Here is a 26687-nt window from a genome sequence, read left to right as displayed (position 1 = left end):
ATTTTACGACTATCGTGAAATGCATGAGCGAACTGCCACAGAACACTGTTTCCATCCAGCACGTCCCCGGTGAGCTTGATGAACGGGCGCTATCCGACGTGCGCCAGCTAGCCCTCGATGCGCAGAAAGCCGATGGCAACCCGCCGTTGAGCGACCAGACCCTGGTGGCATTGGCAGCCGATGAGCCTAGCCAGAATCTGCTTGCCCTGCTGGCTGAAGCCGGCGAAGGCGCGGAGTCGACGTTGGCCGGCGTTGCCATCGCGGTTCGGGAATCCCCGGATCAGCCTTGGGTCCTGGAACTGGTAGTCCACCCCGAGCATCGCCGCGCTGGCATTGGCCGGACCCTGCTGGGCAAGCTCGGTGAGCTGCTGGATCTCTCGAAGATCCAGGCGTGGGCGCACGGCGACCACGATGCAGCCAAGAAGCTGGCCGCAGGTGTGGGCCTGGACCGCGTACGCGAGCTGTTCCGGATGCGCCGCGAAGGCACCGATTACCTTGAAGAGCCTGCGATTGATCGCCGGATTACGGTCCGCACCTTCCGTGTTGGCGAGGACGAGCCGCAATGGCTGGAAGCTAACGCCAAGTCCTTCGTGCATCATCCCGAGCAAGGTTCGCTGACCCTCAATGACCTCGAAGCGCGCATGTCCGAGGACTGGTTCGACCCATCCGGCTTCTTCTTGGCCTTTGACGCGGAGGAGAATCTGCTCGCCTACCACTGGACCAAAATCCATCCTGCTACCGCAGACGCGGTCCGCCCCACCGGCGAGGTTTACGTTGTCGGCGTCGTTCCCGAAGCGCAGGGACTAGGCCTGGGCCGGTCCTTGACCACCACCGGCATCAACTACCTGCTGGAACTGGGCGTCGATGCGGTGATCTTGTACGTGGATGCCGATAATGAAGCTGCAGTTAAGCTCTACCGCTCGCTGGGCTTCACACTTTGGGATGCGGACATTATGTACGGTCCGCAGAAGATAGACTAGGGGTACCGGCAGTCCCTGATTTATCGCGACTGCCGCCAGCGGTGTCTTTAGCGTCCACTTGCAGGAAAGAAGTGAGTTCAGCCGATGAATAGCTACCCCAAGGAAACTGGTACTCAGCTACGTGATGTTCCTTCCTCGAAGGTCAATGAAGATCGTATAGAGCCAGCAGATTCGCTACCGGATCTGCATCCTGATGGCGGATTCAAAAATGAGCGTTTCCTTGACCGTGAGCTCAGCTGGCTGCATTTCAACGCCCGCGTTCTGGAGCTGGCCGAAGACACCGATCTGCCCTTGCTTGAACGGGTGAACTTCCTGTCCATCTTCGCCTCGAACCTTGATGAGTTCTTCATGGTTCGCGTTGCCGGGCTGAAGCGCCGCATCCACGCTGGACTGGCGGTGCCGGCGGCTAACGGAATGAACCCGGTAGACCAGTTGGAGTTGCTGCTATCCTCGGCCCACGCGCTGCAGACCCGCCATGCCAAAGTCTTCGCCGACTCGGTATACCCCGATTTGGCCGAGCAGGGTATCCGCATCACCACCTGGGAAGACCTCTCGGCATCCGAGCGTGACCTGCTTTCCAAGTGGTTCGTTTCCCAGGTATTCCCGGTACTCACTCCGCTGGCGGTTGACCCTGCTCACCCATTCCCGTACATCTCCGGGCTGTCGCTGAATCTGGCTGTGGTGGTCCGCAACCCGCTGACCGGCAAGGAACTATTTGCCCGCTTGAAGGTGCCAGACACCATCGCCCGCCTGATCAGCATCGACGGCACCCGCGCGGCGCACTCTTCGTTGCGTACGGCCCGGTTCATCCCGCTCGAAGCACTTATTGCGGTGCACTTGGAGCTGTTGTTCCCGGGGATGGAAATCGTCGAGCACCACTTCTTCCGTGTCACCCGCAACGAGGACCTGGAAGTTGAAGAGGACGATGCAGAGAACCTGCTGCAGGCGCTGGAGAAGGAATTGCTGCGCCGCCGCTTCGGTCCTCCCGTTCGCCTGGAAGTCGCCAATGACATCAACCCTGAAATCATGGAGCTGCTCACCCGCGAGCTCGGTGTTGAAGAGGACGAGGTTTTCAAGCTTCCCACCCCATTGGACCTGCGCGGTTTGGGCGTTATCGCGTCGCTGGACCGTTCAGAGCTTCACTACACCAAGCATGTTGGCCATACCTCGAACTACCTGAACGAGTCAGAAACTGCCAAAGCCGCCAATGTGTTCGCGGCCGTTCGGCGCCGCGACATCCTGCTTCACCATCCCTATGATTCCTTCTCCACCAGCGTGCAGGCCTTCCTGGAACAGGCCGCAGCTGATCCGAAGGTCATGGCCATCAAGCAGACCCTGTACCGCACCAGCGGCGACTCGCCCATCGTCGATGCGCTGATTGATGCGGCCGAAGCTGGCAAGCAGGTTCTGGCCCTGGTAGAAATCAAGGCCCGCTTCGACGAGCAGGCCAACATCTCTTGGGCGCGCAAGCTGGAACAGGCGGGCGTGCACGTGGTCTACGGCATCGTGGGCCTGAAAACCCACTCCAAGCTCTCCTTGGTGGTTCGCCGCGAAGGCGACAAGCTGCGCCGCTATTGCCACATCGGCACCGGCAACTACCACCCGCGCACCGCGCGGTATTACGAAGACTTCGGCCTGCTCACCTGCGACGACGAAGTTGGCGAGGATATCTCCAAGCTGTTCAACCAGCTTTCGGGCTACGCCCCGCGCTCGACCTACAACCGCCTGCTGGTTGCTCCGCGCTCGGTACGCACCGGCTTGCTGGCGCATATCGAGAAGGAGATAGTCAACGCCGCGGCCGGCAAGCCGGCAAAGGTCGTCATCAAGGTCAATTCCATCGTGGATGAAGCCATCATCGATGCGCTGTACCGGGCCAGCCAGGCAAGGGTCAAGGTGGAAGTCATCGTTCGCGGCATCTGCGCCCTGCGCCCGGGAGTGCCGGGACTGAGCGAGAACATCGAAGTACGTTCCATCTTGGGCCGGTTCCTTGAGCACAGCCGCGTGTTCATGTTTGAAAACGGCGGAGATCCACTGGTGTACATCGGCTCCGCCGACATGATGCACCGCAACCTGGATCGTCGCGTGGAAGCCCTGGTCTCGCTGCGCAACCAGGAGGACATTGATCGCATGATCACCCTGCTGGCCCGCTACATGGACGACAAAACCGCTTCGTGGCACCTGAACTCCGATGGCGACTGGATTCGCCATTACCAGGACGAGGATGGCAAGGCGCTCTCGGACGTCCAATTCTGGTTAGTTGAAGAACATGCCCGCCGACGAAACAGTGGACGTAATAGCTAGTGACCGAACCAGAGCTGCGCGATACCCGCACCAGGGCTCGTGACATCATCCGTTCTGCAGATGCCGAGGAAATCCGCCTTGGCGAATACGACATCGTGGCCGCCGGGGCAATCCCCTGGCGCGTGAAGGACGGCAAACTCCAAGTTCTCCTGATCCACCGCCCAAAGTACGATGACTGGTCCTGGCCCAAGGGCAAACTGGATCAGGGTGAATCCATCGCCGAGTGTGCGCTGCGCGAGGTCCGCGAGGAAATCGGGTTGCGCATCACCTTGGGCATCCCGCTTTCAGCCACCGCCTACTCCGTGGGCCAGAAAACCAAAGTTGTCTACTATTGGGCAGCCAAGACCGATGCGCAGACGGTAATTGAGCCTGATGGCGCGGAATGCGACGAGGCTCTTTGGACCAGTCCCAAGAAGGCTGCCAAAATGCTGTCCATTGCCACGGACAACCAGCCGCTGTCCGATCTGGTCCTGGCCTATGAAGCCGGCGTGCTCGATACGCACCCGGTGCTCATTGTCCGCCATGCCAAGGCCAAGCCTCGTGGCAACTGGACTCGTGCCGAAGGAGACCGCCCGCTGGCGGCGACGGGGCGACGCCAGGCGCAGGCAGTTTCCCGGATGCTCGAAGCATGGAAGCCGATGCACGTGGCCTCTTCCCCGTGGATGCGGTGCGTCCAGACGATCACTCCCTATGCCGCCTTGCACGCCTTGAAGCTCAAGAGCATTAAAGCCCTGACCGAACATGCGGCGACACGCAATCCGGAGCGGGCACGCAAAGCCGTGCAAAAACTCTTCGACAAGTACCGTTCCCAGGTGATTTGCACCCATCGCCCGGTGCTGCCCTTCGTGCTGGAGGTTCTTGCCCAGAACTCCACTGATGAACTGGCCAAGGCCCTGCCGGACCAGGATCCCTATTTGGAACCGGGGTCCCTGATCATTGCGCAGCAGGTCCAATCCGGCAGCCCGCGAATCGTCTCCTTTGAGATTCATACGCCGTATCACGACTAGTCTGATGCGGATGAAGCCCGGCATTGCATGCCGGGCTTCAGTGTTCTCTCAGGGCGTGGCACCAGCCGTTGCATCTGCCTCCGGTTAGGGATAAGACTATGAATAGGAGACACGTCACAGCCAAGAATGAGGTAATGCCATGACTGCCCAGCAACCGAACCAGCCAGTCGAGAAGATTGTGCACCATGGACTGCGTTTGGATCACGATGCCAGCCGCGGCCGCTATTCGCTGTGGCACGGTTCCACTTTTGTCGGTTTCCTCGGCTACTACGAAGAAGATGGCATCGCCACCATCCAGCACACCATAGTCAATGAGGAATTCGGCCGTCGTGGATACGCTCGCGCGCTGGTGACCTTGGTCCTGGACAAGTTCCGCGACAAGGGGCTGAAGATCATTCCGGAGTGCAGCTACGTCCAAGACTACCTGCGCCGCTACCCGGAGTATAACGACATGGTGGCTGCGAGCTAGGCTCGAGTGCGAGCAGCATCATCAATGCGCTTAGTTCCAGGAACTTTCCGTTTGATCTAAACTGGGACGTGTGAATATGCCAGCGCCGACCACCAGCACGACAGGTATGATGACGACTCCAATCGCAACCCCTTATGAAGATCTGCTTCGAGACGTGCTGGAGAACGGCGCCTCCAAGGAAGACCGCACCGGAACTGGAACGCTGTCGGTATTCGGCCGCCAGATCCGCTTCGATCTGAAGGATTCTTTCCCGCTGGTCACCACCAAACGCGTGCACTTCAAATCCGTGGCAGCAGAACTCTTGTGGTTCCTGCGCGGCGAATCCAATGTGAAGTGGCTGCAGGACCAGGGCGTGCGTATCTGGAATGAATGGGCTGACGAAGCCGGCGAACTCGGACCGGTCTATGGTGTCCAGTGGCGCAGCTGGCCAACTCCCGATGGCGGCCACATTGACCAGATCTCCCAGCTGGTCGACTCGCTGCGGAACAATCCGGACTCCCGCCGCCACATCGTCTCGGCGTGGAATGTCGCAGAGATCCAGAATATGGCGTTGCCTCCATGCCACGTGTTCTTCCAGTTCTACGTGGCCGAGGGCAAGCTCTCCTGCCAGCTCTACCAGCGCAGTGCAGACATGTTCCTGGGCGTACCGTTCAACATCGCTTCCTACGCACTGCTCACGCGCATGCTTGCCCACCAGCTCGATCTGGAGCCAGGCGAGTTCATCTGGACTGGTGGCGACGTGCACATCTACACCAACCACTTGGAACAGGTCAAGGAGCAGCTCTCCCGGGATCCTTACCCATACCCGACGCTCAGCTTCAATTCCAAGCCCGAGTCGATCTTCGACTACACGCTGGAAGATTTCAGCATCAACGACTACCAGCACCACCCGACGATCAAGGGAGCCGTAGCGGTATGACTCCCAAGCCTCGCCACGCACACGACGTTGAACCGCTGGTTGGCGCCATTTGGGCCCAAGCCGAGAACGGCATTATTGGCGCTGACGGCGCCATGCCATGGCACGTTCCCGAGGACCTGGCCCATTTCAAGCGCACGACCGCTGGCCATCCAGTGATCATGGGTCGTGCCACATGGAATTCCTTCCCGGCGAAGTTCCGTCCATTGCCAGGACGCACCAACATCGTGCTGACCACGCAGGCTGATGCCCACGCGCAGCTGCGCAAGGATGGCGCACTCCCCGTCTCCAGCTTGGAAGAAGCCATCGCGTTGGCACAGCGCAGCGCCGGCGGCGAAGAAGTATGGATCATTGGCGGCGGAAAGGTCTATGCCCAGGCACTGGCGCTGCTGGACGTCGCGGTGATTACCAAGCTCGATGCCTCCCCTGCTGGAGATACCTCCGCACCGAAGCTCACCGCTGGCTTCGCTCTGGGCGCATCCGATCCGTCCCTAGATTCGGAAGCTGCCCACTGGCACACTTCCTCCACCGGTACCCGCTACCGCTTTGAAACCTGGCTTCGCCAAAAGGATTAGAACGACCATGAAAAAATACATCGGAGAGCTCAAGCAGCACCCCGAAGCACTCTTCATTCTCGGATACATGCTCTTCCCGCTGCTGGCCTTGGTGGTGGCCGTACTCGGCTTCTTCATGGTTCTCGGCGGCCACAAGGTATTCGGCCTGATCATGCTGCTGGTCCCGACGCAGATCTTTATCTTCTCCGCCATGTGGGCGATCAAGAACCGCAAGCTGCTACTTGAGGAAAAGTAAAACTTTCGCTGCACCGAGTCACACCTGAACCCTGCTGGGGCTTGGGTGTGATTCTGCTTTAACTGGTGTAACGAACCGGGCTCTGCCGGATAAACGCCCCTACCATGGATACATGACTTCATCTGTTGGTTTTGTAGGTTACCGAGGCATGGTTGGTTCCGTGCTGATGCAGCGCATGCTCGACGAGGGCGATTTCGCCCAGATTGACCCGGTATTTTTCTCGACTTCCAATGCCGGCGGCAACGCCCCGGCATTCGCTGAGGGTGCTGGGCCGCTGCAGGACGCGTTCGATATTGAAACGCTGTCCAAGTTGCCGATCATCGTCACTGCCCAGGGCGGGGACTACACGACCAAGGTCCACACCGAGCTTCGCAAGTCCGGCTGGGACGGCCTGTGGATCGATGCGGCGTCCTCGCTGCGCATGAATGATGATTCGGTCATCGTTTTGGACCCGGTCAACCGAGCCGTGATCGATGAATCCCTGGCCTCTGGCGTCAAGGACTACATCGGCGGCAACTGCACCGTCTCGTGCATGCTCATGGGCTTGGGCGGGCTATTCAAGAACAACTTGGTCGAGTGGGGCACCGCGATGACCTACCAGGCCGCTTCCGGCGGCGGCGCACGCCATATGCGCGAACTGCTCACCCAGTTCGGCGACATCAATGCGTCGGTGGGCAGCGAGTTGGCTGATCCAGCCAGCGCCATCCTGGAAATCGACCGCAAGGTCCTGGAAACCCAGCGCGGAAACCTGGATGCCGCGCAATTCGGCGTACCACTGGGCGGCTCGCTGATCCCATGGATCGACGCTGATTTGGGCAACGGCCAGTCCCGCGAAGAGTGGAAGGCAGGCGTTGAGACCAACAAGATCCTGCAGACCCCCGGCGACAAGCAGATCATCATGGACGGCCTGTGCGTCCGCATCGGTGCCATGCGCTCGCACTCGCAGGCACTGACGCTGAAGCTGAAGGAAGACCTGCCGATCTCCGAAATCGAGTCGCTGCTCTCAGCAGACAACCAGTGGGCCAAGGTCGTTCCCAACGAGAAGGAAGCCACCATGGACCAGCTGACTCCGGTCGCGGCGTCCGGTACCTTGGATATCCCGGTCGGCCGTATCCGCAAGCTGGAAATGGGTCCTGAGTACATCTCGGCCTTTACCGTTGGAGACCAGCTGCTGTGGGGCGCTGCCGAGCCGCTGCGCCGCATGCTCGCTATCGCCCAGGGCCGCCTCTAGGCACCTCCGAGGCAAAGCCATGGCCAAGCCCAGAACAGAAATTTCTGTTCTGGGCTTGGCCATTTCCCCTGCGGATGAGCTCTAGTGGGCCCACTCATCCCGGAGTACTGAATAGATCAGCTGGTCGTGCCACGCACCGGCGCGCCACTGCGCTTGGCGGATGACACCCTCGCGGGTGAACCCCAGCTTCTCCAGGCACTTCTGCTCAGCCGCATTTTCTGCGGCTGTCGTAGCCTGGATCCGATGACGGGGGTAGTGGGTGAACAAGTAGTCGACGAGCATCTTCTGCCCCTCCGTGCCATGGCCCTGGCCGCGGTACTGGGCAAAGATGCCGATGGCGACTTCCCAGCAGGCCGAGGTGTTGGCCCGACCCCACGACGAAACGGTGAACCAATCGACTTTGCCGATTATTTGCCCCCAAGCAGACCACCAGCGCGCCATCGGCGTTGCCGATCAACTGGTCCTGGCCGACACGGGCGCGCAGCTTGTTCGTATCCCAGAAGCCGAACCACTGGGCTTCACCGGCACCCTGCACGGATTGGAAGTTCGCTTCCAGCAGGTCGATATCCTCCAGCCCGAGCTTTCGAAATGACAAGTGCACCCTTGTTTTCCTCCCGTGTTCCGGCGATGGCTGGCATGCTGCTCGCTTAGAAAGCTAGGCCGATCAGCAACGGCTCATTGACCAGTTCAATGCCAAAACGCTGCTGCACGCCGGCGCGAACTGCCCGCGCAATGGCCACAATGTCCTGGGCGGTGGCTTCCCCGCGGTTGGTGATGGCCAGTGTGTGCTTGGTGGACAGGGACGCTCGGCCGCCAGCGAGCGCGAACCCCTCGGTCCCCTCCAAGCCGTAGCCCTTGCCGAAACCGGCCTGGTCGATGAGCCACGCGGCGGACAGCTTGAGGAAGCCAGCTTGTTCCGCCGGGTAGCTCGGAGCGTTCTCGGGAAGCTTGCCCATGACGCTGGATTCAACGATGGGGTTGGTGAAGAAGGAACCCGTGGAGTGCGAGTCGGCATCCCTGGCATCAAAGACCATGCCCTTGGAACGACGCAAGTCCAGAACGGTCTGGCGCACTTCGAGTGCGTCGGCGCGTTCGCCAGCTTCGACTCCGAGCCGGCGGGCCAGCTCTGCATAGCGGATAGGAGCCGATTCATTTTCACGGGTCAGCAGGAAGGCCACTTCCAGGACCACGTAGCGTGGGGATCCGTTGGTGCTCGTGCGCTTGATGACCGAATCGCGGTAGGCGAAACCAAGCTCGGAGTTATCCAGCTTGAGTACCTGGTTGCTCTGGCGGTCGTAGGCACGCACCCACGCCAGGGTCTGGGAAATGTCTGCCCCGTAGGCCCCGACGTTCTGCACCGGAGTGGCACCGGTGCACCCGGGGATGCCCGAGAGCGCTTCCAGTCCGCTCAGGCCCTCAGCCAGGCTGTATTCAACGGTCGTGTCCCAGTTCTCGCCGGCGGCAGCGCGCAGCAGCACCTTGCCATTAGGCTGCTCGTCCAGGTGCAGTCCGCGGGTGGCGATCTGCACTGCGACGCCCGGGTACCCCTCGTCGGAGATCACCAGGTTGGAACCCCCGCCAATGAGCAGAACGTCGTGCCCTGCGGTGTCTGCTGCCGCAACGGCTTGAGCCAGTTCAGCTTCGCTGGTAGCGGTCACCAATTGCTGGGCTGGCCCACCAACGTGGGTCGTGGTCAGATTCTTCAGCATTGCTTCAGTTTACTTTCCGTATGGGAACGAATAGGTGCGGCCGGCCGGCGTTCTACGCTTTGCCTGCGCCGCCGGTACGGTTTCCGGCGGCATTAGAGGACAAGCAGAAGGCCACGACCACCAGGATGGAAATGGAACCCAAAGCAGGGAGCAGGCCGATGACTTCAGCCAGCAGTCCCAAAAGCGGCGGGCCACCGAGGAAGGCGCCGTAGCCGATGGTGGACACTACCGAGACGCGGGTCGCGGAATGAACAGGATCATCCGATGCCGCGCTCATGGCCAGCGGGAAGGTCAGGGCCACTCCCATGCCCCAGATGGCCAAGGCCACGAAGGCCAGCGGCAGGTTGTTGCCAAAGGCGAAGAGCAGTACCCCGACCAGGGCGCTGATGGCGCTGGCCCGGATCATGACGACGCGGCCCAGGCGCAAGATCAGATCGCCGGACAGCAGCCGGGTCAGGGTCATGGCGGTAACGAAGACGCCGTAGCCGATGGCTCCCACGCCTTCCTTCGTGTGGTATCCATCCACCAGTGCCATGGCCACCCAGTCGCCGGCTGCGCCTTCAGCCAGGGCCATGCCCAGAACCAGAACGCCCAAGAGGACGGTCTGCGGTTCGGTCCATGCCTTCTTCAGCGAGGTCCCGCTGCTGGTGCGCGGGGTCCGGCTGTAGTCTTCTCCGTAGAATCGGGCACTGTAGAGCACGGTGAAGACGATAACCAGGCCCATGAAGCCGTAGTGGTACTGCAACGGGATCTGCAGTCGGGCACCTAGCGCACCAGCGCCGGCACCGATCACGGTGCCGATGGAGAAGAAACCGTGCAGGGCGGGCATGATGCTCTTGCCCAAGGCGCGTTCCATGGCCGCGCCTTGGACATTGGAGGCGACATTCCATGATGCGGTCCCCAGGCCCTGGGCGAAGAGGAAGATGCCGCAGATCAGGGCGCTGCCAAAGATTCCTGCGCCCACGCCTACAAGAATGAGTGAACAGCCGGCTATTGTCGCGGCGATGCGCATGACGCGGGTGGCCCCAAGGCGCAGAACCAGTTGTCCTGAGACCGAGACGGACAGGAAGGATCCTGCACTCATGCACAGCAGCAGCAGTCCAACGCTGGCGTGGTCCAGCTGCAGGGCATCACGCACTGCGGGCAAGCGCGAAACCAGGGCCGAGATCAGCAGGCCGCTGGCCAGGTAGGCGGCCATCAGCGCGTTGCGCCACTGGGTTACAGGCCTCTGCGCTTCACCGGGAAGTTGCATGCCTAGAGCTGCACCACGGCTTGGCACTTGAGCAGTACCTTGCTGTCATGGGCCGAGACTGCCAGATCGATGCGGGCGGTGCGGGCTTCGGAGTCCAAGGCGCCGACCTTGCCCTCCACCGAAATGGTGGTACCTTCGGGATCTTCGACGACTACCGGCTTGGTGAAGCGGGTCTGGTAGTCGATGATGGCCCCCGGGTTGCCGACCCACTGGGAGACCAGGTCGATGACCGATCCCATGGTGAACATGCCGTGGGCAATCACCGATGGCAGTTCCACTTCCTTGGCGAAGCGCTCATTCCAGTGAATCGGGTTGAAGTCGCCCGAGGCACCTGCATAGCGGACGAGGTCCGCGCGGTTGACCTGCACCGTGTGCGATCCAATGACCTGGCCCTTTTCGAGGCTTTCGAATTCAATCATGCTTAGTCCTCAGCTCGTACCAGTAGCGATGAAACGGTGGTTGCGATCTTCTCGCCAGCCACGGTGGTTATTTCCGCGCGGGTGGTGATCATGGCACCGGCACCCATTTCACGGACCTGGTCCACGTAGAGCTCGGCAAGCAGTTCATCGCCGGCAACGATTGGACGGTGATGGGTGAAGCGCTGGTCGGCGTGCACCACGCGGGAGAAGTCGATGCCACTGGCCGGGTCGGCAATCAGCTGCGCGTCAGCGCGCTGGGCGATGATGATCGCGAAGGTCGGAGGGGCAACGACATCGCTATAGCCCAGCTCGCGAGCGGCCTGCACATCGTAGTGCGCCTGGTTGGCGGCCTTGGTGGCCTTGGCGAATTCGCGGATCTTTTCGCGGCCTACCTGGTAGGACTCGCCGGCAGGGTAGATGCGCCCTACCAGGTCGGGGTTGATGCCCATGGATTCTCCTGAACGTTGTTGGAAGTGGCCAGGCGAGGCTGCCGCCGGATACGGGACCCGGGCGCAGCCAAGCGGTCACACGGTGGAATTCTTGCGGAGCCCTAGTCCTGCCCGTCCGCCGGGCGCTTCTTGGCTCGAGGGGCCGCCAGGCCATTGGCAATGCGCCACTGGCGCGCATCCCTGGCGCGGACAACCAGTCCGGCGATGTGGCAGAGCATGCCGATGACCATGATGCCGATTGCTGTGTAGACCGTTGGCAGCGATGGAATGTTGGCGCCGATGATGGCCAAGATGATGCCTGCGCCCATGATGCCCATGGCAGCGAAGACGAGCTTCTTATAGCGTGGTGAGGCTGATTCCCAAGGAGTGTTGGTCATGGTTCAAGTCTAGTTCAGCTCCGGCTGTGTCCGCTCATTGTGGCCGGGGCATTTCCCCGTGACTCCCCCGACAACGCTGGGCCTGATTCAGAACAGGGCGGATTGCTCTTCCCTGAAATCTGCGCAGTTCTCCACGATGGCGACCTCGCGGGTCTTCAACTCGGCGGCATCCAGCAGGCGCACGGTGGTGCCTTCGCCGCTGTCTGCGAGGATGCTTTGCCCCAGCACGCCGCGGATGCGCAGATTCACGGTGTTCCCGCCCAGCGCGGTATTCCAGGCATGCAGCGCATGGGTATCCCAGGCGTCTACTACCGGGCGGGCGAAGGCCGGTTGTTCCCACAGCTCGTCGCGCAGCTGCACGCCGTAGGTTTCCAAGCCCCGCTGGGCGCCAAGGAAGGACCGGGCCCGGCTTGCCGCTTCGGAGTTGATCTGGTCCAGCTGGGCGTAGTCCAGTTCCCAGCTGGCCAGTCCCTTGATCTTGGACTTCTGCCGGACTTGCTGGCTCAGGCCCACGTGTTCAGTGACAAGGTCTTCGAGCACTCGAATAGCGGCTCCATCAGCGGCGCGGGCAATATAGCGGGCAATGACCGCTCCCTGCTGCGCCAAGCGAGTCCATTTGCTCTGGGTTGAGGTGGTACCGACTTTGGTCGCCCCATGGGCGAAGCTTGCGACATACAAGAAGTGCGGCTGCTCCAGGTACTTGCGCATGCCTTCCGGGGCTTCGCCGGTCTTGTGGAAATGATGCATGAACTTCGAATGATCCAGCCGGTGGCAGCGTTCGCACTGGGTTCCGGTACGCAGCGCTTTGTTCTTCGGGCAAGGCAAGGTGTTGCGAGAGCCATCGCTGTTCATCGTGATGTAGCCCAGGCAGAATTTCAGTTCGCCGATGCGCAAGCTTAGGGAACGGTTGGCTTCCAGGTATTCGGTGCTCCATTTTTCCGCTTGCCTAAGCCGGAGCATGGGGGCGCGTTCATGCTCTGAGAAGCTGATGCCGTGGCAGAGCTGCCGGTGGTCGCTGGCGAATTCCATCGATGCCTTCCTCGAAGTTACCTCTTCAACGATAGTTCACCGGACATGGCTAGCTCCTGCAAGGCAGGTTGGCCGGCGCCTGCAGCCCGAAAGTTTGCTGGACGAATTCCCGATTCGTTCTGGCCTAATTCCTAGGAGAAGCCCTTAGGCTGGAACTGCACCGGAACCGTACCGCGGGCCGGGCCATAATCTGCTGAGGTGATCCAGGATTTCTGTCCCATTTGATGACAAGACTCGTGCAGTGGCCATCGCAGCTGCCGAGACCGCCCCTTCGCCGGCCGAGCTGCAGCGATTGACGCAGGCTTTCCGCCATGATTTCCAGCGTTTCATGATGGAGTACCAGTTTGCGGTGGACGAGGTGCTGACCAAGGTCTCGATCTTGCGTGAAGAGTTCTTGTATTTGCACAATTACAATCCAATTGAGCACGTCACTTCCCGGGTGAAAACTCCGGAGAGCATCATGCGCAAGGTCTCCCGCCGGAACATCTCCCCGTCCCTGCCTGCCATTCGCGAGAACATCAGCGACATTGCCGGCGTGCGCATTACCTGCAGTTTCGTCAAGGACATCTACAAGGTTCTGAACACGCTAACCTCGCAGAATGACCTGAAGGTCCTCCAAATCAAGGACTACATCAAGAACCCGAAGCCCAACGGCTATAAAAGTGTCCATGCGATCGTGCAGATCCCGGTCTACTTATCCGATGGCCCGGTCGATGTCGTGGTGGAGCTGCAGATCCGTACCATTGCCCAGGATTTCTGGGCAAGCCTGGAACATAAGATCTTCTACAAGTACGAGGGCGAAGTTCCAGAACATCTAGTGCAAGAGCTTGCCGACGCGGCGGCCATGGCGACGAAACTCGACATGCAGATGCAGCGCTTGCATACCGAAGTCCACGGCCATGATGCCAATCAGGCACCGAGCCAAGAGGCGGATTTCGATACGACAGCGATCCAGGGGCTGCTGTCGCTGGCTCAGCAAGCCAAGGACGGGAACCAGGAGAAGGACTTGGATCACTAGCCGTTCATGCCCTCGAAGGACAATGCTGCTTCGGGGCCGGAAACCAAAAAAGATCCTCGGCCGAGGCCGAGGATCTTTGATTTGGTAGCGGCGCCGGGACTCGATCCCGGGACCTCACGATTATGAGTCGTGCGCTCTAACCAGCTGAGCTACGCCGCCACAAGTGAGAAGCAATCCAGTAGAAGCCAAGAATGCTTCTCACTCAGAGCCCCCTGCCGGAATCGATCCGGCGACCTCGTTCTTACCAAGAACGCGCTCTACCACTGAGCTAAGGGGGCAACGAGTAAATACTCTACACGGATTTCCCGGCAAAGAAAAATCGGCGGATCACCCCGGAAAAGACCCGGAGAATTCTGTAAAACCACTAGTCAATGACTATTTATCCTCTTACTCGCTACCCCGGGGACGAAGGGTGGGACAAAAAGTGCCCTGGTGACGATGCTCACGAGAGTGCTCCTCGCGGTCAATCGCGGATTTGCCATGACGCGCAGGATAGGATCCCGCGGATCATCCCCGGTGGCCAAGCATCGAATTACCCCGCTTGGAACTTCGGAACGCTGACACCTTTTCCCACTCCAGAACCCCTGACCGAGCGGCACTTGGGCAACACCCGATCCACCTAGGCGCCCAGGCACGGCTCCGGTGCCCGGCAGCTGGATCCCGGGCCGTGAACCGGGGCGCTGGAAACCGCCAGGAAGGCAACAGCTCCTTGCCGCCCATTCCGGTCTTGAGTAGGAATATTGTGACCTCAGCAACAAATTCCCGACGGATTTTGCAAACCTCAAAAACCTGTGTAAAGTATTTACCTGTTGCCCCCTTAGCTCAGTGGTAGAGCGCGTTCTTGGTAAGAACGAGGTCGCCGGATCGATTCCGGCAGGGGGCTCGAAATAAGAGAGGCAATCTGGTTCCAGATTGCCTCTCTTTTCGTTTATCCCGCAGATGCCGTGTAGCCACTGCGAGCATGGCCCAAGGCGCACCCCAAGCTGCAGCACCGGCTATCGGCCGCGTCTTGCGCCCCGGATTCCAGGTGCCCCCGGCAAGAGTCTCCGGCCAATGAAAAGCATCCTGGCCCGCCACAGCCGGCCCTTCCCACTTCCTTGATGTCAGGCCCTGACCACTGGGTTTGCGTTTTCTCCTCGCAAGCGTGCTAAGTTGTTCGCGACCACACGGGTGCCCTGGCAAGGGCTGAGATCGGGCTATCGCCGTCCGCGACCGTTGAACCTGTCCGGGTAATGCCGGCGAAGGAAGTGAGTTTCCCCAGTGGAACAAATTGAACAGCACCCTGCCCACACCCTTGCCTACCGTGAATCTGCGGGAATTTCTGTTCCCGTCACGCAGATCCAATTGGCAGACTCCCCCAATGGACAGCCCAACGAGCCGCTGGCGGTATATCGCACCAGCGGACCGGGAAGCGAGCCCACCCAAGGCCTGCAACCCTTCCGCGAGCGGTGGATCCTGGAACGCGGGGACGTGGAAACCTATGCAGGCCGCGAACGCAACCTGCACGACGACGGACGCTCAGCGGTCCGCCGCGGCACGGCCAGCGCGGAATGGGCCGGACGCTCAGCCCCGCCACTGCGGGCCGTTGGCGGAGCCCGCGTGACGCAGATGCACTATGCGCGTGCCGGGATCATCACCCCGGAAATGCGCTATGTGGCCCTGCGCGAGGAATGCGATGTCGAGCTGGTGCGCAGCGAGCTCGCGGCCGGGCGAGCCATCATCCCGGCGAACATCAACCACCCGGAATCCGAGCCGATGATCATCGGCAAGGCGTTCCTGGTCAAGATCAATGCGAATATCGGCAACTCGGCGGTGACCAGCTCCATCGCAGAAGAAGTCTCCAAGCTCCAGTGGGCGGCCAAATGGGGCGCGGACACGGTAATGGACCTGTCCACCGGAGATGACATCCACACCACCCGCGAGTGGATCATCCGCAACTCCCCGGTCCCCATCGGCACCGTGCCGATCTACCAGGCGTTGGAGAAGGTCAACGGCGAAGCCAACGAACTGACCTGGGAGATCTTCCGCGACACCGTCATTGAGCAGTGCGAGCAGGGCGTGGACTACATGACCATCCACGCCGGGGTGCTGCTGCGCTACATCCCGCTGACCGCCAACCGGGTCACCGGCATGGTCTCGCGTGGCGGGTCCATCATGGCCGGCTGGTGCTTGGCGCACCACCAGGAGAATTTCCTGTACACCCACTTCGATCAGCTGTGCGAGATCTTCGCGCAGTACGACGTGGCCTTCTCGCTGGGCGACGGGCTGCGCCCGGGCTCCATCGCAGATGCGAACGACGCCGCCCAGTTCGCCGAGCTGGACACCCTGGCCGAGCTGACCAAGCGCGCCTGGAAGTACGATGTGCAGGTGATGGTCGAAGGCCCGGGGCATATCCCGTTCCATCTGGTGCGCGAGAATGTGGAACGCCAGCAGCAGCTGTGCGACGGGGCGCCGTTCTATACCCTGGGCCCGCTGGTCACCGACATCGCCCCGGGCTACGACCACATCACCAGCGCCATTGGCGCCACGGAGATCGCACGGTACGGGACCGCGATGCTCTGCTACGTCACCCCCAAGGAGCATCTGGGACTGCCCAACCGGGATGATGTGAAGACCGGGGTGATCACCTACAAGATCGCTGCGCACGCCGCCGATCTGGCCAAGGGCCACCCGGGTGCCACAGCGCGGGATGATGCGCTGAGCAAGGCGCGCTTCGAATTCCGCTGGAATGACCAGTTCGCGTTGTCCCTTGACCCGGTCACCGCGCAGGAATTCCATGATGAGACCTTGCCGGCCGAGCCGGCCAAGACCGCCCACTTCTGCTCCATGTGCGGGCCGAAGTTCTGCTCCATGCGCATCTCCCAGGATATCCGCGACGAGTACGGCTCGGCCGAGGCGCAAGCCGCATTGGCCGGGATGGCGCAGAAAAGCAAGCAGTTCCTGGAAAGCGGCGGCACGGTCTATCTCGGGGACGGGATCCCGGTGGGAACTCCTGCTCCGTAAATAGCCTGCGGCGCACAAAAAACGCCCTTGGGGCAAGCTTTCGGCTTGCCCCAAGGGCGTTATTCAATGCTGTTCAGCTGCGTGCGACAGGCTTAGTAGTCGCGACGTCCACCGCTGCGGCCCGAGTCGCTGAAGCGATCCTTGCCGCCGCGTCCGCCGCCGCCGAAGCCGCCACGTCCGCCGCCGCGTCCGCCACCGAAACCGCCACGGCCGCCACTGCGTCCGCCGCCGAAGCCACCACCACGGCCGCCACGGAAGCCACCGCGGTCGCCTTCGTCGTCACGGCGCGGGCTGCGGCCATTGTCGAGCTCGAGCTCGATGGCTTCGCCGCCGATGCGGGTCTTGGACAGTGCACGCCACTGGTCCTTGCTCAGCTCTGCTGGCAGCTCGACCAGGGTGTGGTCCGAACGGATCTCGATGCCGCCGATTTCCGAAGAATCGAAGCCGCCCTCGTTGGCCAGTGCGCCAACGATCGAGCCCGGCTGCACGCGGTTGCGTCGGCCTACGGCCAGACGGTACATGGCGTTGCCTTCGGCAGCGGTCTTGCGGGCACGTGGACCGCGATCGCCACGGTCACCGCGTTCGCTACGCTCGCCGCGCTCTGGGCGATCCATGCGTGCCTTCTTCGAAGGGGACATGACTGGTTCGGTCATCAGCAGCGGGCGGCCGCCCTGGGCCATCAGAGCCAGTGCAGCTGCGATTTCCAGCTGGTCCAGGTCTTCGTGCTCGGAAGCGAACTTCTCCACGATTTCGCGGAAGGTGGTCAGGTCCTGGCCACTGATGGTCTTGTCGATGCGATCGGTGAACTTCTGGATACGACGGTCATTGACCGAATCCAGCGAAGGCAGCTGCATCTGGGTCACCGGCTGGCGGGTAGCCTTCTCGATGGCACGCAGCAAGTACTTCTCGCGCGGGGTCATGAACAGGATCGCGTCGCCCGAGCGGCCGGCACGGCCGGTACGGCCAATGCGGTGCACGTAGGACTCGGTGTCATGCGGGATGTCGAAGTTGATAACGTGCGAAATACGCTCAACGTCCAAGCCACGAGCTGCCACGTCGGTAGCAACCAGGATGTCGATCTTGCCCGAGCGCAGGTTCTCCACGGTGCGCTCACGCTGCTGCTGAGGGATGTCGCCGTTGATGGCAGCCGCGGTGAAGCCGCGGGCCTTCAGCTTGTCGGCCAGGTCCTCGGTAGCCATCTTGGTGCGGACGAAGGTGATAACGCCTTCGAACGACTCGGATTCCAGGATGCGGGTCATGGCGTCCAGCTTGTGGGCGCCCATGACCTGCAGGTAGCGCTGGGTGATGTTGGTGCCGGTGGACTGCTTGGACTTCACGGCAACTTCCTGCGGGTTGCGCAGGTATTCCGAAGCGATGCGGCGGATGGTGCGTGGCATGGTTGCCGAGAACAGGGCAACCTGCTTGTCCTCCGGGGTAGCTTCCAAGATCTTGTCGACCTCTTCGGCGAAGCCCATGCGCAGCATTTCGTCGGCCTCATCAAGGACAACGTACTGCAGGTTCGACAGGTCCAAGGAACCCTTGTTGATGTGGTCGATAACGCGACCTGGGGTACCAACGACTACCTGGGCGCCACGGCGCAAGCCGTTGAGCTGCGGGCCGTATGGCGAGCCGCCGTACACTGGCAGAACGGTGAAGTTCGGCAGGTACTTGGCGTAGGAAGTGAAGGCTTCGGCGACCTGGAGGGCCAGCTCGCGGGTTGGAGCCAGAACCAGGATCTGCGGGGTCTTGGCTGGACCATTGGTGTCAGCCAGCTCTGCCATGCGGGACAGGGCAGGAAGCGCGAAAGCAGCGGTCTTGCCGGTACCGGTCTGGGCCAGGCCGACAACGTCGCGGCCTTCGAGAAGCAGTGGAATGGTCGCTGCCTGGATCGGCGATGGCTTTTCGTAGCCAAGGTCGGCAAGCGATGCAAGCACGCGGGCATCCAGGCCAAGTTCGGAGAAGAGCACGGTTGGCTCTTCCGGGGTCTGGTTGTCGTCGGTGTTTACGGGCATGTCAGAAGACACGAAGAATTACCTCATTCGTTAGGGGATAGGCCTTGGCCGTCCCCAAAGAAACGACGTATAGGCTGCACAGTCAGATACAAGTCACGCTCATCAAGCGCTCCCCTATGACATAAAGACCCGCACACACTTTGCGGAAAATACAACACGAGAAGGCTCCGGCCTCAAAAATTGGGCTGGATGCGAGAGGGATACCCTGATGTTCGCGAACACTTAATGCTAGCTTGAACAGGCCACTATTGTCAGTGTCGAGAGCGTGTGAGATCGGGCACCGCACCAAAGCACGTAGGGTTGAGAACGTGAAGAAACCACTTTTTCCGCGACGTCCAGATGAGCCCACCTCAGGCGGATTGTTCATCGCCCAAATGCTATGGCTCCTAGCCGGAGTGCTTTTTCTCGGCTTCGGAGGCTTCCTGGCTTACGAGCATATCCAGGATTCCGCGCTGGATTTCGGAGCCATTGCGCTGATGATCTTTTTCGCCGCTGCCGGCCTTGCCTGCTGTGTGCTGGGTTACCGCTTATTCACCGGGGACCGGGCCGCGCGCGCCCAGCTGTCCTGGTTGGGCCTGATTACCGCGCTGCCGCTGTTGCTGCGATTCGGCCGCTATTCGCTGTTGGCGGCCATCATCATGTTCAGCGTGGCCTTGATGTGGATGCCAGCGAGCAACAGGTATTTCAAGATCGTGGATCCCAAACCGGCCAAGCGCCGCCGGTAGCCGATCCGGAACTTCGTTCAAAGCACCAAGGACCTGGGTTCCGTTGCCCTTTGCGGGCAGCGGAACCCAGGTCCTTTGCGCTTGGTTCTTACAGGTTGGCGAAGGCCTGATCCAGGTCTTCAATCAAATCCGCAGGGTCCTCGATGCCAACGGACAGGCGCAACAGGTTCACCGGAACCGCCAGCTCGGTACCCTTCACTGAAGCGTGGGTCATCTCCGACGGGTAGTTCATCAGCGATTCGATGCCGCCCAGGGATTCTGCCAGGGTGAATAGCTTGGTGCTCTCGGCAATCTTGCGGGCCGCTGATTCTCCGCCGGTGAACTGGACGGACACCATGCCGCCGAAGCCGGACATCTGCTTCTTGGCAATCTCATGGCCCGGGTGGTCTTCGAAGCCCGGGTAGAGCACGCGCTCGACTTCGCTGCGCTCACGCAGCCACCCGGCAACCTGTGCGGCGTTCTCCGAGTGGGCGCGCATGCGAACGCCCAGGGTCTTCAGGCCGCGGGTGGTCAAGAAGGCGTCCATCGGGCCCGAGACGGCACCCACAGCGAACTGGATGAAGCCGATCTTTTCTGCCAGCTGCGCATCCTTGACGATCACCGCACCGCCCACCACATCGGAGTGGCCGCCAATGTACTTGGTGGTCGAGTGGACCACGATGTCAGCACCCAGGGTCAGCGGCTGCTGCAGGAATGGGCTGGCGAAGGTGTTGTCCACGACCAGCAATGCGCCGGCAGCATGGGCGATATCAGCGACCTTGGCGATGTCGGTGATGGTCATCATCGGGTTCGAAGGGGTTTCAACCCACACGAGCTTGGCCTTGTTCTTTTCGATAGCGGCAGCCAGCGCTGCTTCGTCAGCCATGTTCACCGGGGTGTTGCCGATGCCCCAGTCGCCCAGCACGCGGTCAATCAGGCGGAAGGTTCCACCGTAGGCGTCGTTGCCCAGCACAATGTGATCGCCCGGACGCAGGATCGCACGGATCAGCGAATCCTCGGCGGCCAGGCCGGAGCTGAAGGAGAAGGCGTGGGTGCCGAATTCTGCGCCGGCCAGCTGCGCCTGCAACGCGTCGCGGGTCGGGTTGGTGCCGCGGCCGTACTCGTAGCCGTTGCGCAGGCCGCCAATGCCGTCCTGCGCGTAGGTCGAGGAGAAGTGCAGCGGCGGAACTACCGCGCCGGTGACCGGTTCGAATTCCTGGCCCGCATGGACAAAGCGGGTGTTTGCTCCCTGGTGGTTTTCAGTCATCGATATCAATCCTTTGAGGTGTTGTCTCTAGCGGGTGGAGTAGGCCAAGAGATCGGCTGCGGTAGCCGCGGCGATCACTTCGCCGCCCTTGGTCAGCAGTACGGCCGGGTGGCTCTTGAGCAGTTCCTGTGCATGTTCCGGGGTGTCTGCGGTGCCGATGAATGGCTTGGCCAAGTCGCCCAGGTCTGCCAGCGTACTGGTTGGTTCTGCGCCAGCCAGCAGTGCGTCGGTAATGTCCCCCGCGCCAATGACACCGCGGATCTCGCCGATACGCGCTGGCAGCGGCGAAGTGGACACGACCAGTGCGTCATCGCCCTGCTCGCGCAGTGCCTTGGCCGCTTCGGCCAGGGTGGTATCCAAAGCCACCGTGGTGGTGCCCTGCTTGGCAAGTGCCGCGCCGATGAAGTCCAAGGCGGAGTATTCATCGGTGGTGAAGCCCTGGTCCAGCATCCACTGGTCGTTGAAGATCTTGGCCAGGTAGCCGCGGCCGCCATCCGGGGCGATCACGACAACTATGTCGTCTTCGCCCAGGTCCTTGGCTGCACGCAGTGCGGCGACCACTGCCATGCCCGAAGAACCGCCCAGCAGCAGGCCTTCTTCCTTGGCCAACCGGCGGGTCATTTCAAAAGCCTCAGCGTCGGTGACTGGTTCCACGGCATCCGGCACGGATGGGTCGTAGTTCCCTGGCCACATGTCTTCGCCGACGCCCTCGACGAAGTATGGGCGTCCGGTGCCACCGGAGTAGACCGAGCCATCCGGGTCAGCGGCAATGATCTTGACCGGGCCCGAGGCGCGGCCGGCGGAAACCTGCTTGAGGTAGCGTCCGGTGCCGGTGATGGTGCCGCCGGTTCCTGCGCTGATGACCGCATGGGTCAGCTTGCCGTCGGTGTCGTTCCAGATTTCCGGTCCGGTGGTTTCGAAGTGGCTGTCGGGTGCTGCCGGGTTGGAGAACTGGTCGGGCTTGTAGGCGCCGTCGATCTCGGTAACCAGGCGGTCCGATACGCCGTAGTAGGACTGAGGGGAATCCGGGGCCACCGCGGTTGGGGTGACTACTACCTTGGCACCGTAGGCGCGCAGTACGTCGCGCTTTTCCTCGCCGACCTTATCCGGGGTGACGAAGATGGTGTTGTAGCCCTTGAGCTGGCCCACCATGGCCAAGCCGACACCGGTGTTGCCGCTGGTTGGTTCCACGATGGTTCCGCCGGGCTTGAGCTGGCCGGATTCTTCGGCGCGCTCGACCATCTTCAATGCGATGCGGTCCTTGATGGAACCACCCGGATTCAAGTATTCAAGCTTCACCAATACAGTGGCTTTGATCCCCTCGGTGACTCGATTGAGCTTCACCAAAGGGGTATTGCCGATCAGATCTAGGACTGTGGACGCATACTTCATGTCAAGAACTTTACCGGCGGTTGTCATACATGTCGTTCCGGCACGTAGCGAAACGTCACGCAGTGGACGGGCACTTTTCATCAGTGCTAGGCAAGCCTGCCGCAAGCTACTGCAGGCACGAGGCTATAGGATGCGATTCATGGAGAAGCCGTTGAGCGCCGATTACGATCCGCACCGCCCCGTGTCCTTGCTCAAGACTTTGGGAATCCTGCGCCGGGGACTGGGAGATCCGACCATCCGCCTGTCCCAGAGCGAAGCATGGCTGGCCTTTGGAACACCGTTCGGAGATGCCACGCTGCAAATCAGCAAGCCCGCGCCCACCGCCCCGGCAACGTTTCGAGCATGGGGTCCCGGAGCCCACTGGGCCATCGGCTCAGCTCCGAACCTTCTAGGGGCGCTCGATGACTGGAGCGATTTCGACGCGAGGATCAAAGAAGGGCAGTTCCCCGAAATTATCGCGCGCACCCGCTCGTTGCATCCGGACTTCGTTCTTCCCAGCACCGGCAGGATCTTTGAGCACGCCGCCGGGGCGATCTTGGAACAGCGGGTGACCGGGATTGAAGCGAATTATGCCTGGCGCTGGCTGATCCGCCACCTGGGACAGCGGGCTCCGGGTCCGGCTCCCGAGGGCCTGATGATTTTCCCCGGACCGCAAAAGCTAGCCTCGATGAGGCGCTGGGACTGGCAAAAGGCGCGCGTTGAAGGACAGCGGGCTAACACCATGGCACGCCTGCTGCAGGTTGCCGGCAGTTTGCAGTGGTGGGCAGAGAAGCCAATGGACCATGCACGGCCCACCGCCAAGGCTCCGGGCACCTTGGAAGCCGCCTTGGGTTCGGTGCCGGGCATTGGTTCCTGGACAATTGCCGAAACCCTGCAGCGCTCCCACGGATCCAGTGACCATATTTCGGTGGGAGATTTCCATCTGGCTGATTTCGTGGGCCAGGTGCTTACCGGTTGCCGAATCAGCGATGGGCAGATGCTGGAGCTATTGGCGCCATACGCCCCGCACCGTCAACGCGTAGTGCGCTTGCTGGTGCTTTCGGGGCAGAAAAAACAAAGCTTCGGGCCCCGTTACGCACCGCTGGATCACCGGCGGAGGTAAGGAGCCCGAAGCCTCTAATGGTTCTTAGGAATCAGCCTGCGCGGCTTCCTCGGCGATCTGCTTGTGCACTTCGCTCATGTCAATGCCCTTGACCGCGGTGACGAGATCTTCGAGCTGGGTCTGGTTCAACGCACCAGCCTGCGAGAACACGAGGACCTGTTCGCGGAACGCCATGATGGTAGGAATCGAGGTCACGTTAGCTGCACGTGCCAGGCCCTGCTCAGCTTCGGTATCCACCTTGGCAAAAACGACGTCGCTGAACTTGTCCGAGGTCTGGTCGTAAACCGGTGCAAACTGCTTGCACGGCCCGCACCAGTCAGCCCAGAAGTCCACGAGGACGATGTCGTTGTCTTCAATCAACTTCGCGAAGTCGTCTTCGCTCACATTTTTCGTTGCCATGGTTATACGGTAGCCGATCCTTATTTGAAATACGTAGAAAGGTGATCTTGTTCGGAACCGGGAATAGGAAAGATCCGGGTTGCCGTGCATTCCTTCCGCATGCAAAAAACTCCCGGATCCTGGGATCCGGGAGTTATTTTGTGGCAGATACTGGATTCGAACCAGTGAAGGCGTTGCCAGCTGATTTACAGTCAGCCCCCTTTGGCCACTCGGGTAATCTGCCGAGTACGTTCGCTTCAAGAACATTTGCTCTTGTCGGAACGAGAAATAACTCTACAGGAGTTTTTCGATGTTGTGAAATCGAGAGGGGCATTTTTGCTGTAAGCCTGATCACACCCCAAATCCAGGGGGTAAAACCGGTAGGCTATGAAGCGAATCAGACCCGTTTCAACTAGGAGTATTCACATGGCTAGTGATTCCACATTCGACGTCGTAAGCAAGGTTGATAGCCAGGAAGTCGCCAACGCGATGAACCAGGCCCAGAAGGAAATTGCCCAGCGCTACGACTTCAAGGGCGTTGGCGCTGAAGTTGATTTCAGCGGTGAGAAGATCCTGATGAAGGCCAACTCGGAAGAGCGCGTCAACGCAGTACTGGATGTTTTCCAGTCCAAGCTGGTCAAGCGCGGCATTTCCCTGAAGTCATTGGATGCCGGCGAGCCATTTGCATCCGGCAAGGAATACCGCATCGAAGCAAGCATCAAGGAGGGCATCGCCCAGGATGTCGCCAAGAAGATCAACAAGCTGATTCGCGATGAGGCGCCTAAGGGCATCAAGTCAACCATTCAGGGTGACGAGCTGCGCGTCTCTTCCAAGTCCCGCGATGACCTGCAGGCCACGATGGCTCTGCTGCGCGACTTCGAAGAAGCGGATCTGCAGTTCGTGAACTTCCGCTAGGACTGACCCAGCGTTAGAAATCACGTGATACACAGCGAGGACTGTTTCCCATTCACCATGGGAAACAGCCCTCGCTGCCATTCTGCGCACCACTGGATCATGGACCCGGGAAGGATCAGCGCTGATCCTCGTCGCGCTTCTGCTTCTTCAGCCTCTTTGCTTCTTCGCGGGCCTTCTTCGCGTAGTACTGTTCACGAGTCCTTTCCCTGGCCCGCCGCTTGATATCAGCAACATCATCAGCGAAGTGGTCCTGGGTCATGGCTTTGAATTCATTGAACTTCGCGGCCATCTCTTCCGGCGAAGGTCCCGGCACCCATGGTTTGATCCAGAGGATCTCAGCGGCGTTGCATGCGGCAACGAGCACTGTCACAAAACTGCTATCACGCAATGAGCTGGTAACTGCATAGGCCGCAGCAAAGCTGACCACGATGGACACCACGAATGGAAGGACGACGTACAGCACTCCCCCGGGGTTGGGACGGCGTTCTTTCAGGACAATCGGTCGAACGATGATGGCGCCGAGGATTTCCGAGAGGAGATACGAGATCGCCAGCGCGATAGCGAATGTGCCGAAAGCAGTGTGGAGGGCAATCCATGATGAGCAAATCCAGGCCGCAAGCAGGCAAGCCAATCCTTTGACCGTTCCGGTGGCCAGTTGACCGGCTATGGCATCCCCAAGCCTGGGCAGAAGTGCCGCGTCGTCGTCTCGCATCCTTGTTCCTTGCTCCATCATCAGACGGCAGAGGGTCTTCTTTTCGGTGCCGCTACGATCAGCCTATCCTGGGTTGACTAGGGGGGACGAGGATTATCGCCTCATCCTTTAGTAGGAGGGGAAGTAACTATTAGTTCAACGGTAAAGGCCCAAAACAAGCTAAAGGCCGCATCTCCATATGAGATGCGGCCTTTAGCCCAGGAGCTGCTTTGCACTTAGTATCCGCGTCCGCCAGCCATCGCTTCAAGCCGTGCGATGCGATCCTCCATTGGCGGGTGGGTGGAGAACATGCGCTTGAGGCGCGAGCCGAATGGATTGGCGATCATCAGGTGCGAGCTGTTGACCAGCTTCTGGTCGTTGGAAGCCAGCGGAGCCTGCGTAATCCCCGATTCCAGTTTCCGAAGCGCGCTCGCCAACGCCAGCGGGTCATTGGTCAGCTTGGCTCCGTCCTCGTCTGCATCATATTCGCGGGTGCGGCTCACGGCCATCTGGATGATCGACGCTGCCAGTGGCGCCAGCAGGGAAAGGGCAATCAAGGCGATCGGATTCACCCCGCGGTTGTCATTGCTGTTGCCGCCGCCGAAGAACATCAGGAACTGGGCAACGGAGGTGATGACGCCCGCAACCGCGGCGGCGACCGAAGAAGTGAGGATGTCCCGGTTGTAGACATGCATCAGCTCGTGGCCCAGCACCCCGCGCAATTCGCGTTCGTTCAGCAACTGCAGGATGCCTTCGGTGCAGCACACCGCCGAATTCTGCGGGTTGCGGCCGGTGGCAAAGGCGTTCGGCGAAGTGGTTGGCGAAACGTACAGTCGCGGCATCGGTTGCTGCGCGTTCATCGACAGCTCACGCACGATTCGGTACATTCCCGGCTGTTCCGCTTCGCTGACCGGGTAGGCGTGCATCGAGCGCAGAGCCAGCTTGTCGCTATTCCAATAGCTGTAGGCAGTAGTTCCGAGGCCGATCAAGGCAAATATCCAAATGAACATTGAACGGCCGGTGCCCGCAGATATCAGCGAGCCAATGGCCAGCAGCAGGGCAAACATTCCGCCCATCAAAAAGGCGGTTTTGAGTCCGTTGTTATGTCCATGCACGGCGATGCACTCCCTCAATGAAGCAAACCAAGTTGGTGTTCTCTAGTCTAGTCAACGACTGGAATTCCATTTATGTTCCGGTGAAAATATCACAGTGCCGCGTGCAATGGCAGGCACCGCCGGCCTCGGGGAATATCCAGA

The 26687-nt window shown here is 60.7% G+C and carries 27 protein-coding genes, 4 tRNA genes and 1 riboswitch; of the genes, 15 read left to right on the top strand and 16 right to left on the bottom strand.

All coding sequences use genetic code 11. The features are described 5' to 3' along the window. Nucleotides 1-23 precede the first annotated feature (23 nt). The 8 genes from mshD to asd all read left to right on the top strand — a co-directional run bounded on the left by mshD (nt 24) and on the right by asd (nt 7714). A complete protein-coding gene (mshD, locus tag ACIOJF_RS01165; RefSeq protein WP_402741107.1) occupies nt 24-980 on the top strand; it encodes a mycothiol synthase in 957 nt (318 codons plus the stop codon). Nucleotides 981-1064: 84 nt separating this feature from the next. Continuing rightward, on the top strand, nt 1065-3281 hold the full coding sequence (locus ACIOJF_RS01160; RefSeq protein WP_105656878.1) for an RNA degradosome polyphosphate kinase: 2217 nt from the start codon (nt 1065-1067) through the stop codon (nt 3279-3281). Then, complete coding sequence (locus ACIOJF_RS01155) at nt 3281-4288, top strand: NUDIX domain-containing protein (RefSeq protein WP_402741106.1); 1008 nt, start codon at nt 3281-3283, stop codon at nt 4286-4288. The genes ACIOJF_RS01160 and ACIOJF_RS01155 overlap by 1 nt, the downstream gene beginning before the upstream one ends. 139 nt (nt 4289-4427) lie before the next feature. After that, on the top strand, nt 4428-4757 hold the full coding sequence (locus tag ACIOJF_RS01150) for a GNAT family N-acetyltransferase (protein ID WP_105656880.1): 330 nt from the start codon (nt 4428-4430) through the stop codon (nt 4755-4757). Between the two features lie 109 nt (nt 4758-4866). Then, nucleotides 4867-5676 carry a thymidylate synthase gene (locus ACIOJF_RS01145; protein ID WP_105657074.1) on the top strand — a complete coding sequence of 270 codons (810 nt, stop codon included), beginning with the start codon at nt 4867-4869 and terminating at the stop codon, nt 5674-5676. Then, the gene (locus tag ACIOJF_RS01140; RefSeq protein WP_105656881.1) at nt 5673-6248 is read left to right on the top strand and encodes a dihydrofolate reductase; all 576 of its coding nucleotides are present in this window, start codon (nt 5673-5675) and stop codon (nt 6246-6248) included. The genes ACIOJF_RS01145 and ACIOJF_RS01140 overlap by 4 nt, the downstream gene beginning before the upstream one ends. Nucleotides 6249-6255: 7 nt before the next feature. Next, nucleotides 6256-6483, top strand: coding sequence for an NF038396 family protein (locus ACIOJF_RS01135; protein WP_105656882.1), 228 nt, complete (start codon nt 6256-6258; stop codon nt 6481-6483). A 112-nt stretch (nt 6484-6595) separates the two neighbouring features. Beyond that, nucleotides 6596-7714, top strand: a complete 1119-nt coding sequence (gene asd / locus ACIOJF_RS01130; RefSeq protein WP_105656883.1) for an aspartate-semialdehyde dehydrogenase — start codon at nt 6596-6598, stop codon at nt 7712-7714. Between the two features lie 81 nt (nt 7715-7795). On the opposite strand, the gene ACIOJF_RS01125 is transcribed toward asd, so the two are convergent. After that, nucleotides 7796-8155 carry a GNAT family N-acetyltransferase gene (locus ACIOJF_RS01125; RefSeq protein WP_402741105.1) on the bottom strand — a complete coding sequence of 120 codons (360 nt, stop codon included), beginning with the start codon at nt 8153-8155 and terminating at the stop codon, nt 7796-7798. Here ACIOJF_RS01125 and ACIOJF_RS01120 point away from each other — a divergent pair. Further along, the gene (locus ACIOJF_RS01120; protein ID WP_402741378.1) at nt 8049-8306 is read left to right on the top strand and encodes a hypothetical protein; all 258 of its coding nucleotides are present in this window, start codon (nt 8049-8051) and stop codon (nt 8304-8306) included. The genes ACIOJF_RS01125 and ACIOJF_RS01120 overlap by 107 nt on opposite strands. A gap of 55 nt (nt 8307-8361) precedes the next feature. Here ACIOJF_RS01120 and ACIOJF_RS01115 read toward each other — a convergent pair whose 3' ends face one another. The 6 genes from ACIOJF_RS01115 to ACIOJF_RS01090 all read right to left on the bottom strand — a co-directional run bounded on the left by ACIOJF_RS01115 (nt 8362) and on the right by ACIOJF_RS01090 (nt 12949). Then, nucleotides 8362-9423 carry a UDP-N-acetylmuramate dehydrogenase gene (locus ACIOJF_RS01115; protein ID WP_105661543.1) on the bottom strand — a complete coding sequence of 354 codons (1062 nt, stop codon included), beginning with the start codon at nt 9421-9423 and terminating at the stop codon, nt 8362-8364. Between the two features lie 52 nt (nt 9424-9475). Next, nucleotides 9476-10675 (bottom strand): MFS transporter, encoded by a 1200-nt coding sequence (locus ACIOJF_RS01110; RefSeq protein WP_402741104.1) that lies wholly within the window; start codon nt 10673-10675, stop codon nt 9476-9478. 2 nt (nt 10676-10677) lie between these two features. Continuing rightward, nucleotides 10678-11094: a MaoC family dehydratase gene (locus tag ACIOJF_RS01105; protein ID WP_105656887.1), complete on the bottom strand. Its 417-nt coding sequence runs from the start codon at nt 11092-11094 to the stop codon at nt 10678-10680. A 2-nt stretch (nt 11095-11096) separates the two neighbouring features. After that, nucleotides 11097-11543, bottom strand: coding sequence for a MaoC family dehydratase N-terminal domain-containing protein (locus tag ACIOJF_RS01100; RefSeq protein WP_105656888.1), 447 nt, complete (start codon nt 11541-11543; stop codon nt 11097-11099). A gap of 101 nt (nt 11544-11644) precedes the next feature. Continuing rightward, entirely contained in the window at nt 11645-11920 is a 276-nt protein-coding gene (locus ACIOJF_RS01095) for a hypothetical protein (protein ID WP_105656889.1), read from the bottom strand. A gap of 87 nt (nt 11921-12007) precedes the next feature. After that, nucleotides 12008-12949 (bottom strand): DUF2797 domain-containing protein, encoded by a 942-nt coding sequence (locus ACIOJF_RS01090; protein ID WP_105656890.1) that lies wholly within the window; start codon nt 12947-12949, stop codon nt 12008-12010. 241 nt (nt 12950-13190) lie between these two features. On the opposite strand from ACIOJF_RS01090, the gene ACIOJF_RS01085 reads away from it, so the two are divergent. Further along, a complete protein-coding gene (locus tag ACIOJF_RS01085; protein ID WP_286134123.1) occupies nt 13191-13967 on the top strand; it encodes a GTP pyrophosphokinase family protein in 777 nt (258 codons plus the stop codon). Between the two features lie 82 nt (nt 13968-14049). Here ACIOJF_RS01085 and ACIOJF_RS01080 read toward each other — a convergent pair. Further along, nucleotides 14050-14126 (bottom strand) — tRNA-Met (locus ACIOJF_RS01080). 47 nt (nt 14127-14173) lie between these two features. Beyond that, nucleotides 14174-14245, bottom strand: a tRNA-Thr gene (locus ACIOJF_RS01075). Between the two features lie 533 nt (nt 14246-14778). On the opposite strand from ACIOJF_RS01075, the gene ACIOJF_RS01070 reads away from it, so the two are divergent. Both ACIOJF_RS01070 and thiC read left to right on the top strand, forming a co-directional pair. Continuing rightward, nucleotides 14779-14850, top strand: a tRNA-Thr gene (locus tag ACIOJF_RS01070). A 273-nt stretch (nt 14851-15123) separates the two neighbouring features. Beyond that, nucleotides 15124-15231, top strand: a riboswitch (TPP riboswitch). Continuing rightward, nucleotides 15228-16970: a phosphomethylpyrimidine synthase ThiC gene (gene thiC, locus ACIOJF_RS01065; RefSeq protein WP_105656891.1), complete on the top strand. Its 1743-nt coding sequence runs from the start codon at nt 15228-15230 to the stop codon at nt 16968-16970. It overlaps the preceding riboswitch by 4 nt. 92 nt (nt 16971-17062) lie before the next feature. On the opposite strand, the gene ACIOJF_RS01060 is transcribed toward thiC, so the two are convergent. Next, a complete protein-coding gene (locus tag ACIOJF_RS01060) occupies nt 17063-18982 on the bottom strand; it encodes a DEAD/DEAH box helicase (RefSeq protein WP_105662540.1) in 1920 nt (639 codons plus the stop codon). Nucleotides 18983-19290: 308 nt separating this feature from the next. On the opposite strand from ACIOJF_RS01060, the gene ACIOJF_RS01055 reads away from it, so the two are divergent. After that, on the top strand, nt 19291-19707 hold the full coding sequence (locus tag ACIOJF_RS01055) for a hypothetical protein (protein ID WP_402741103.1): 417 nt from the start codon (nt 19291-19293) through the stop codon (nt 19705-19707). 88 nt (nt 19708-19795) lie between these two features. Here ACIOJF_RS01055 and ACIOJF_RS01050 read toward each other — a convergent pair whose 3' ends face one another. Continuing rightward, a complete protein-coding gene (locus tag ACIOJF_RS01050) occupies nt 19796-20953 on the bottom strand; it encodes a cystathionine gamma-synthase (protein ID WP_402741102.1) in 1158 nt (385 codons plus the stop codon). Between the two features lie 27 nt (nt 20954-20980). Further along, nucleotides 20981-22345: a pyridoxal-phosphate dependent enzyme gene (locus tag ACIOJF_RS01045; protein WP_105657076.1), complete on the bottom strand. Its 1365-nt coding sequence runs from the start codon at nt 22343-22345 to the stop codon at nt 20981-20983. Between the two features lie 139 nt (nt 22346-22484). Between ACIOJF_RS01045 and ACIOJF_RS01040 the strand changes: the two genes are divergently transcribed. Then, a complete protein-coding gene (locus tag ACIOJF_RS01040; protein ID WP_402741101.1) occupies nt 22485-23447 on the top strand; it encodes a DNA-3-methyladenine glycosylase family protein in 963 nt (320 codons plus the stop codon). 24 nt (nt 23448-23471) lie between these two features. Here ACIOJF_RS01040 and trxA read toward each other — a convergent pair whose 3' ends face one another. Both trxA and ACIOJF_RS01030 read right to left on the bottom strand, forming a co-directional pair. After that, nucleotides 23472-23846: a thioredoxin gene (gene trxA / locus ACIOJF_RS01035; RefSeq protein ID WP_105656896.1), complete on the bottom strand. Its 375-nt coding sequence runs from the start codon at nt 23844-23846 to the stop codon at nt 23472-23474. A gap of 141 nt (nt 23847-23987) precedes the next feature. Then, nucleotides 23988-24069 (bottom strand) — tRNA-Tyr (locus ACIOJF_RS01030). A 182-nt stretch (nt 24070-24251) separates the two neighbouring features. On the opposite strand from ACIOJF_RS01030, the gene ACIOJF_RS01025 reads away from it, so the two are divergent. Beyond that, on the top strand, nt 24252-24740 hold the full coding sequence (locus ACIOJF_RS01025) for a YajQ family cyclic di-GMP-binding protein (RefSeq protein WP_105656897.1): 489 nt from the start codon (nt 24252-24254) through the stop codon (nt 24738-24740). A gap of 115 nt (nt 24741-24855) precedes the next feature. Here ACIOJF_RS01025 and ACIOJF_RS01020 read toward each other — a convergent pair whose 3' ends face one another. Both ACIOJF_RS01020 and htpX read right to left on the bottom strand, forming a co-directional pair. After that, nucleotides 24856-25473 (bottom strand): hypothetical protein, encoded by a 618-nt coding sequence (locus tag ACIOJF_RS01020; protein WP_402734709.1) that lies wholly within the window; start codon nt 25471-25473, stop codon nt 24856-24858. Between the two features lie 194 nt (nt 25474-25667). Continuing rightward, the gene (gene htpX / locus ACIOJF_RS01015; RefSeq protein WP_105656899.1) at nt 25668-26546 is read right to left on the bottom strand and encodes a zinc metalloprotease HtpX; all 879 of its coding nucleotides are present in this window, start codon (nt 26544-26546) and stop codon (nt 25668-25670) included. Nucleotides 26547-26687: the final 141 nt, after the last annotated feature.

The sequence above is a fragment of the Glutamicibacter sp. NPDC087831 genome (assembly GCF_044742845.1).
GTDB lineage: Bacteria > Actinomycetota > Actinomycetes > Actinomycetales > Micrococcaceae > Glutamicibacter.
Note: the sequence above shows the minus strand (reverse complement) of the source record. Positions and strands in the feature narration are given on the sequence as shown.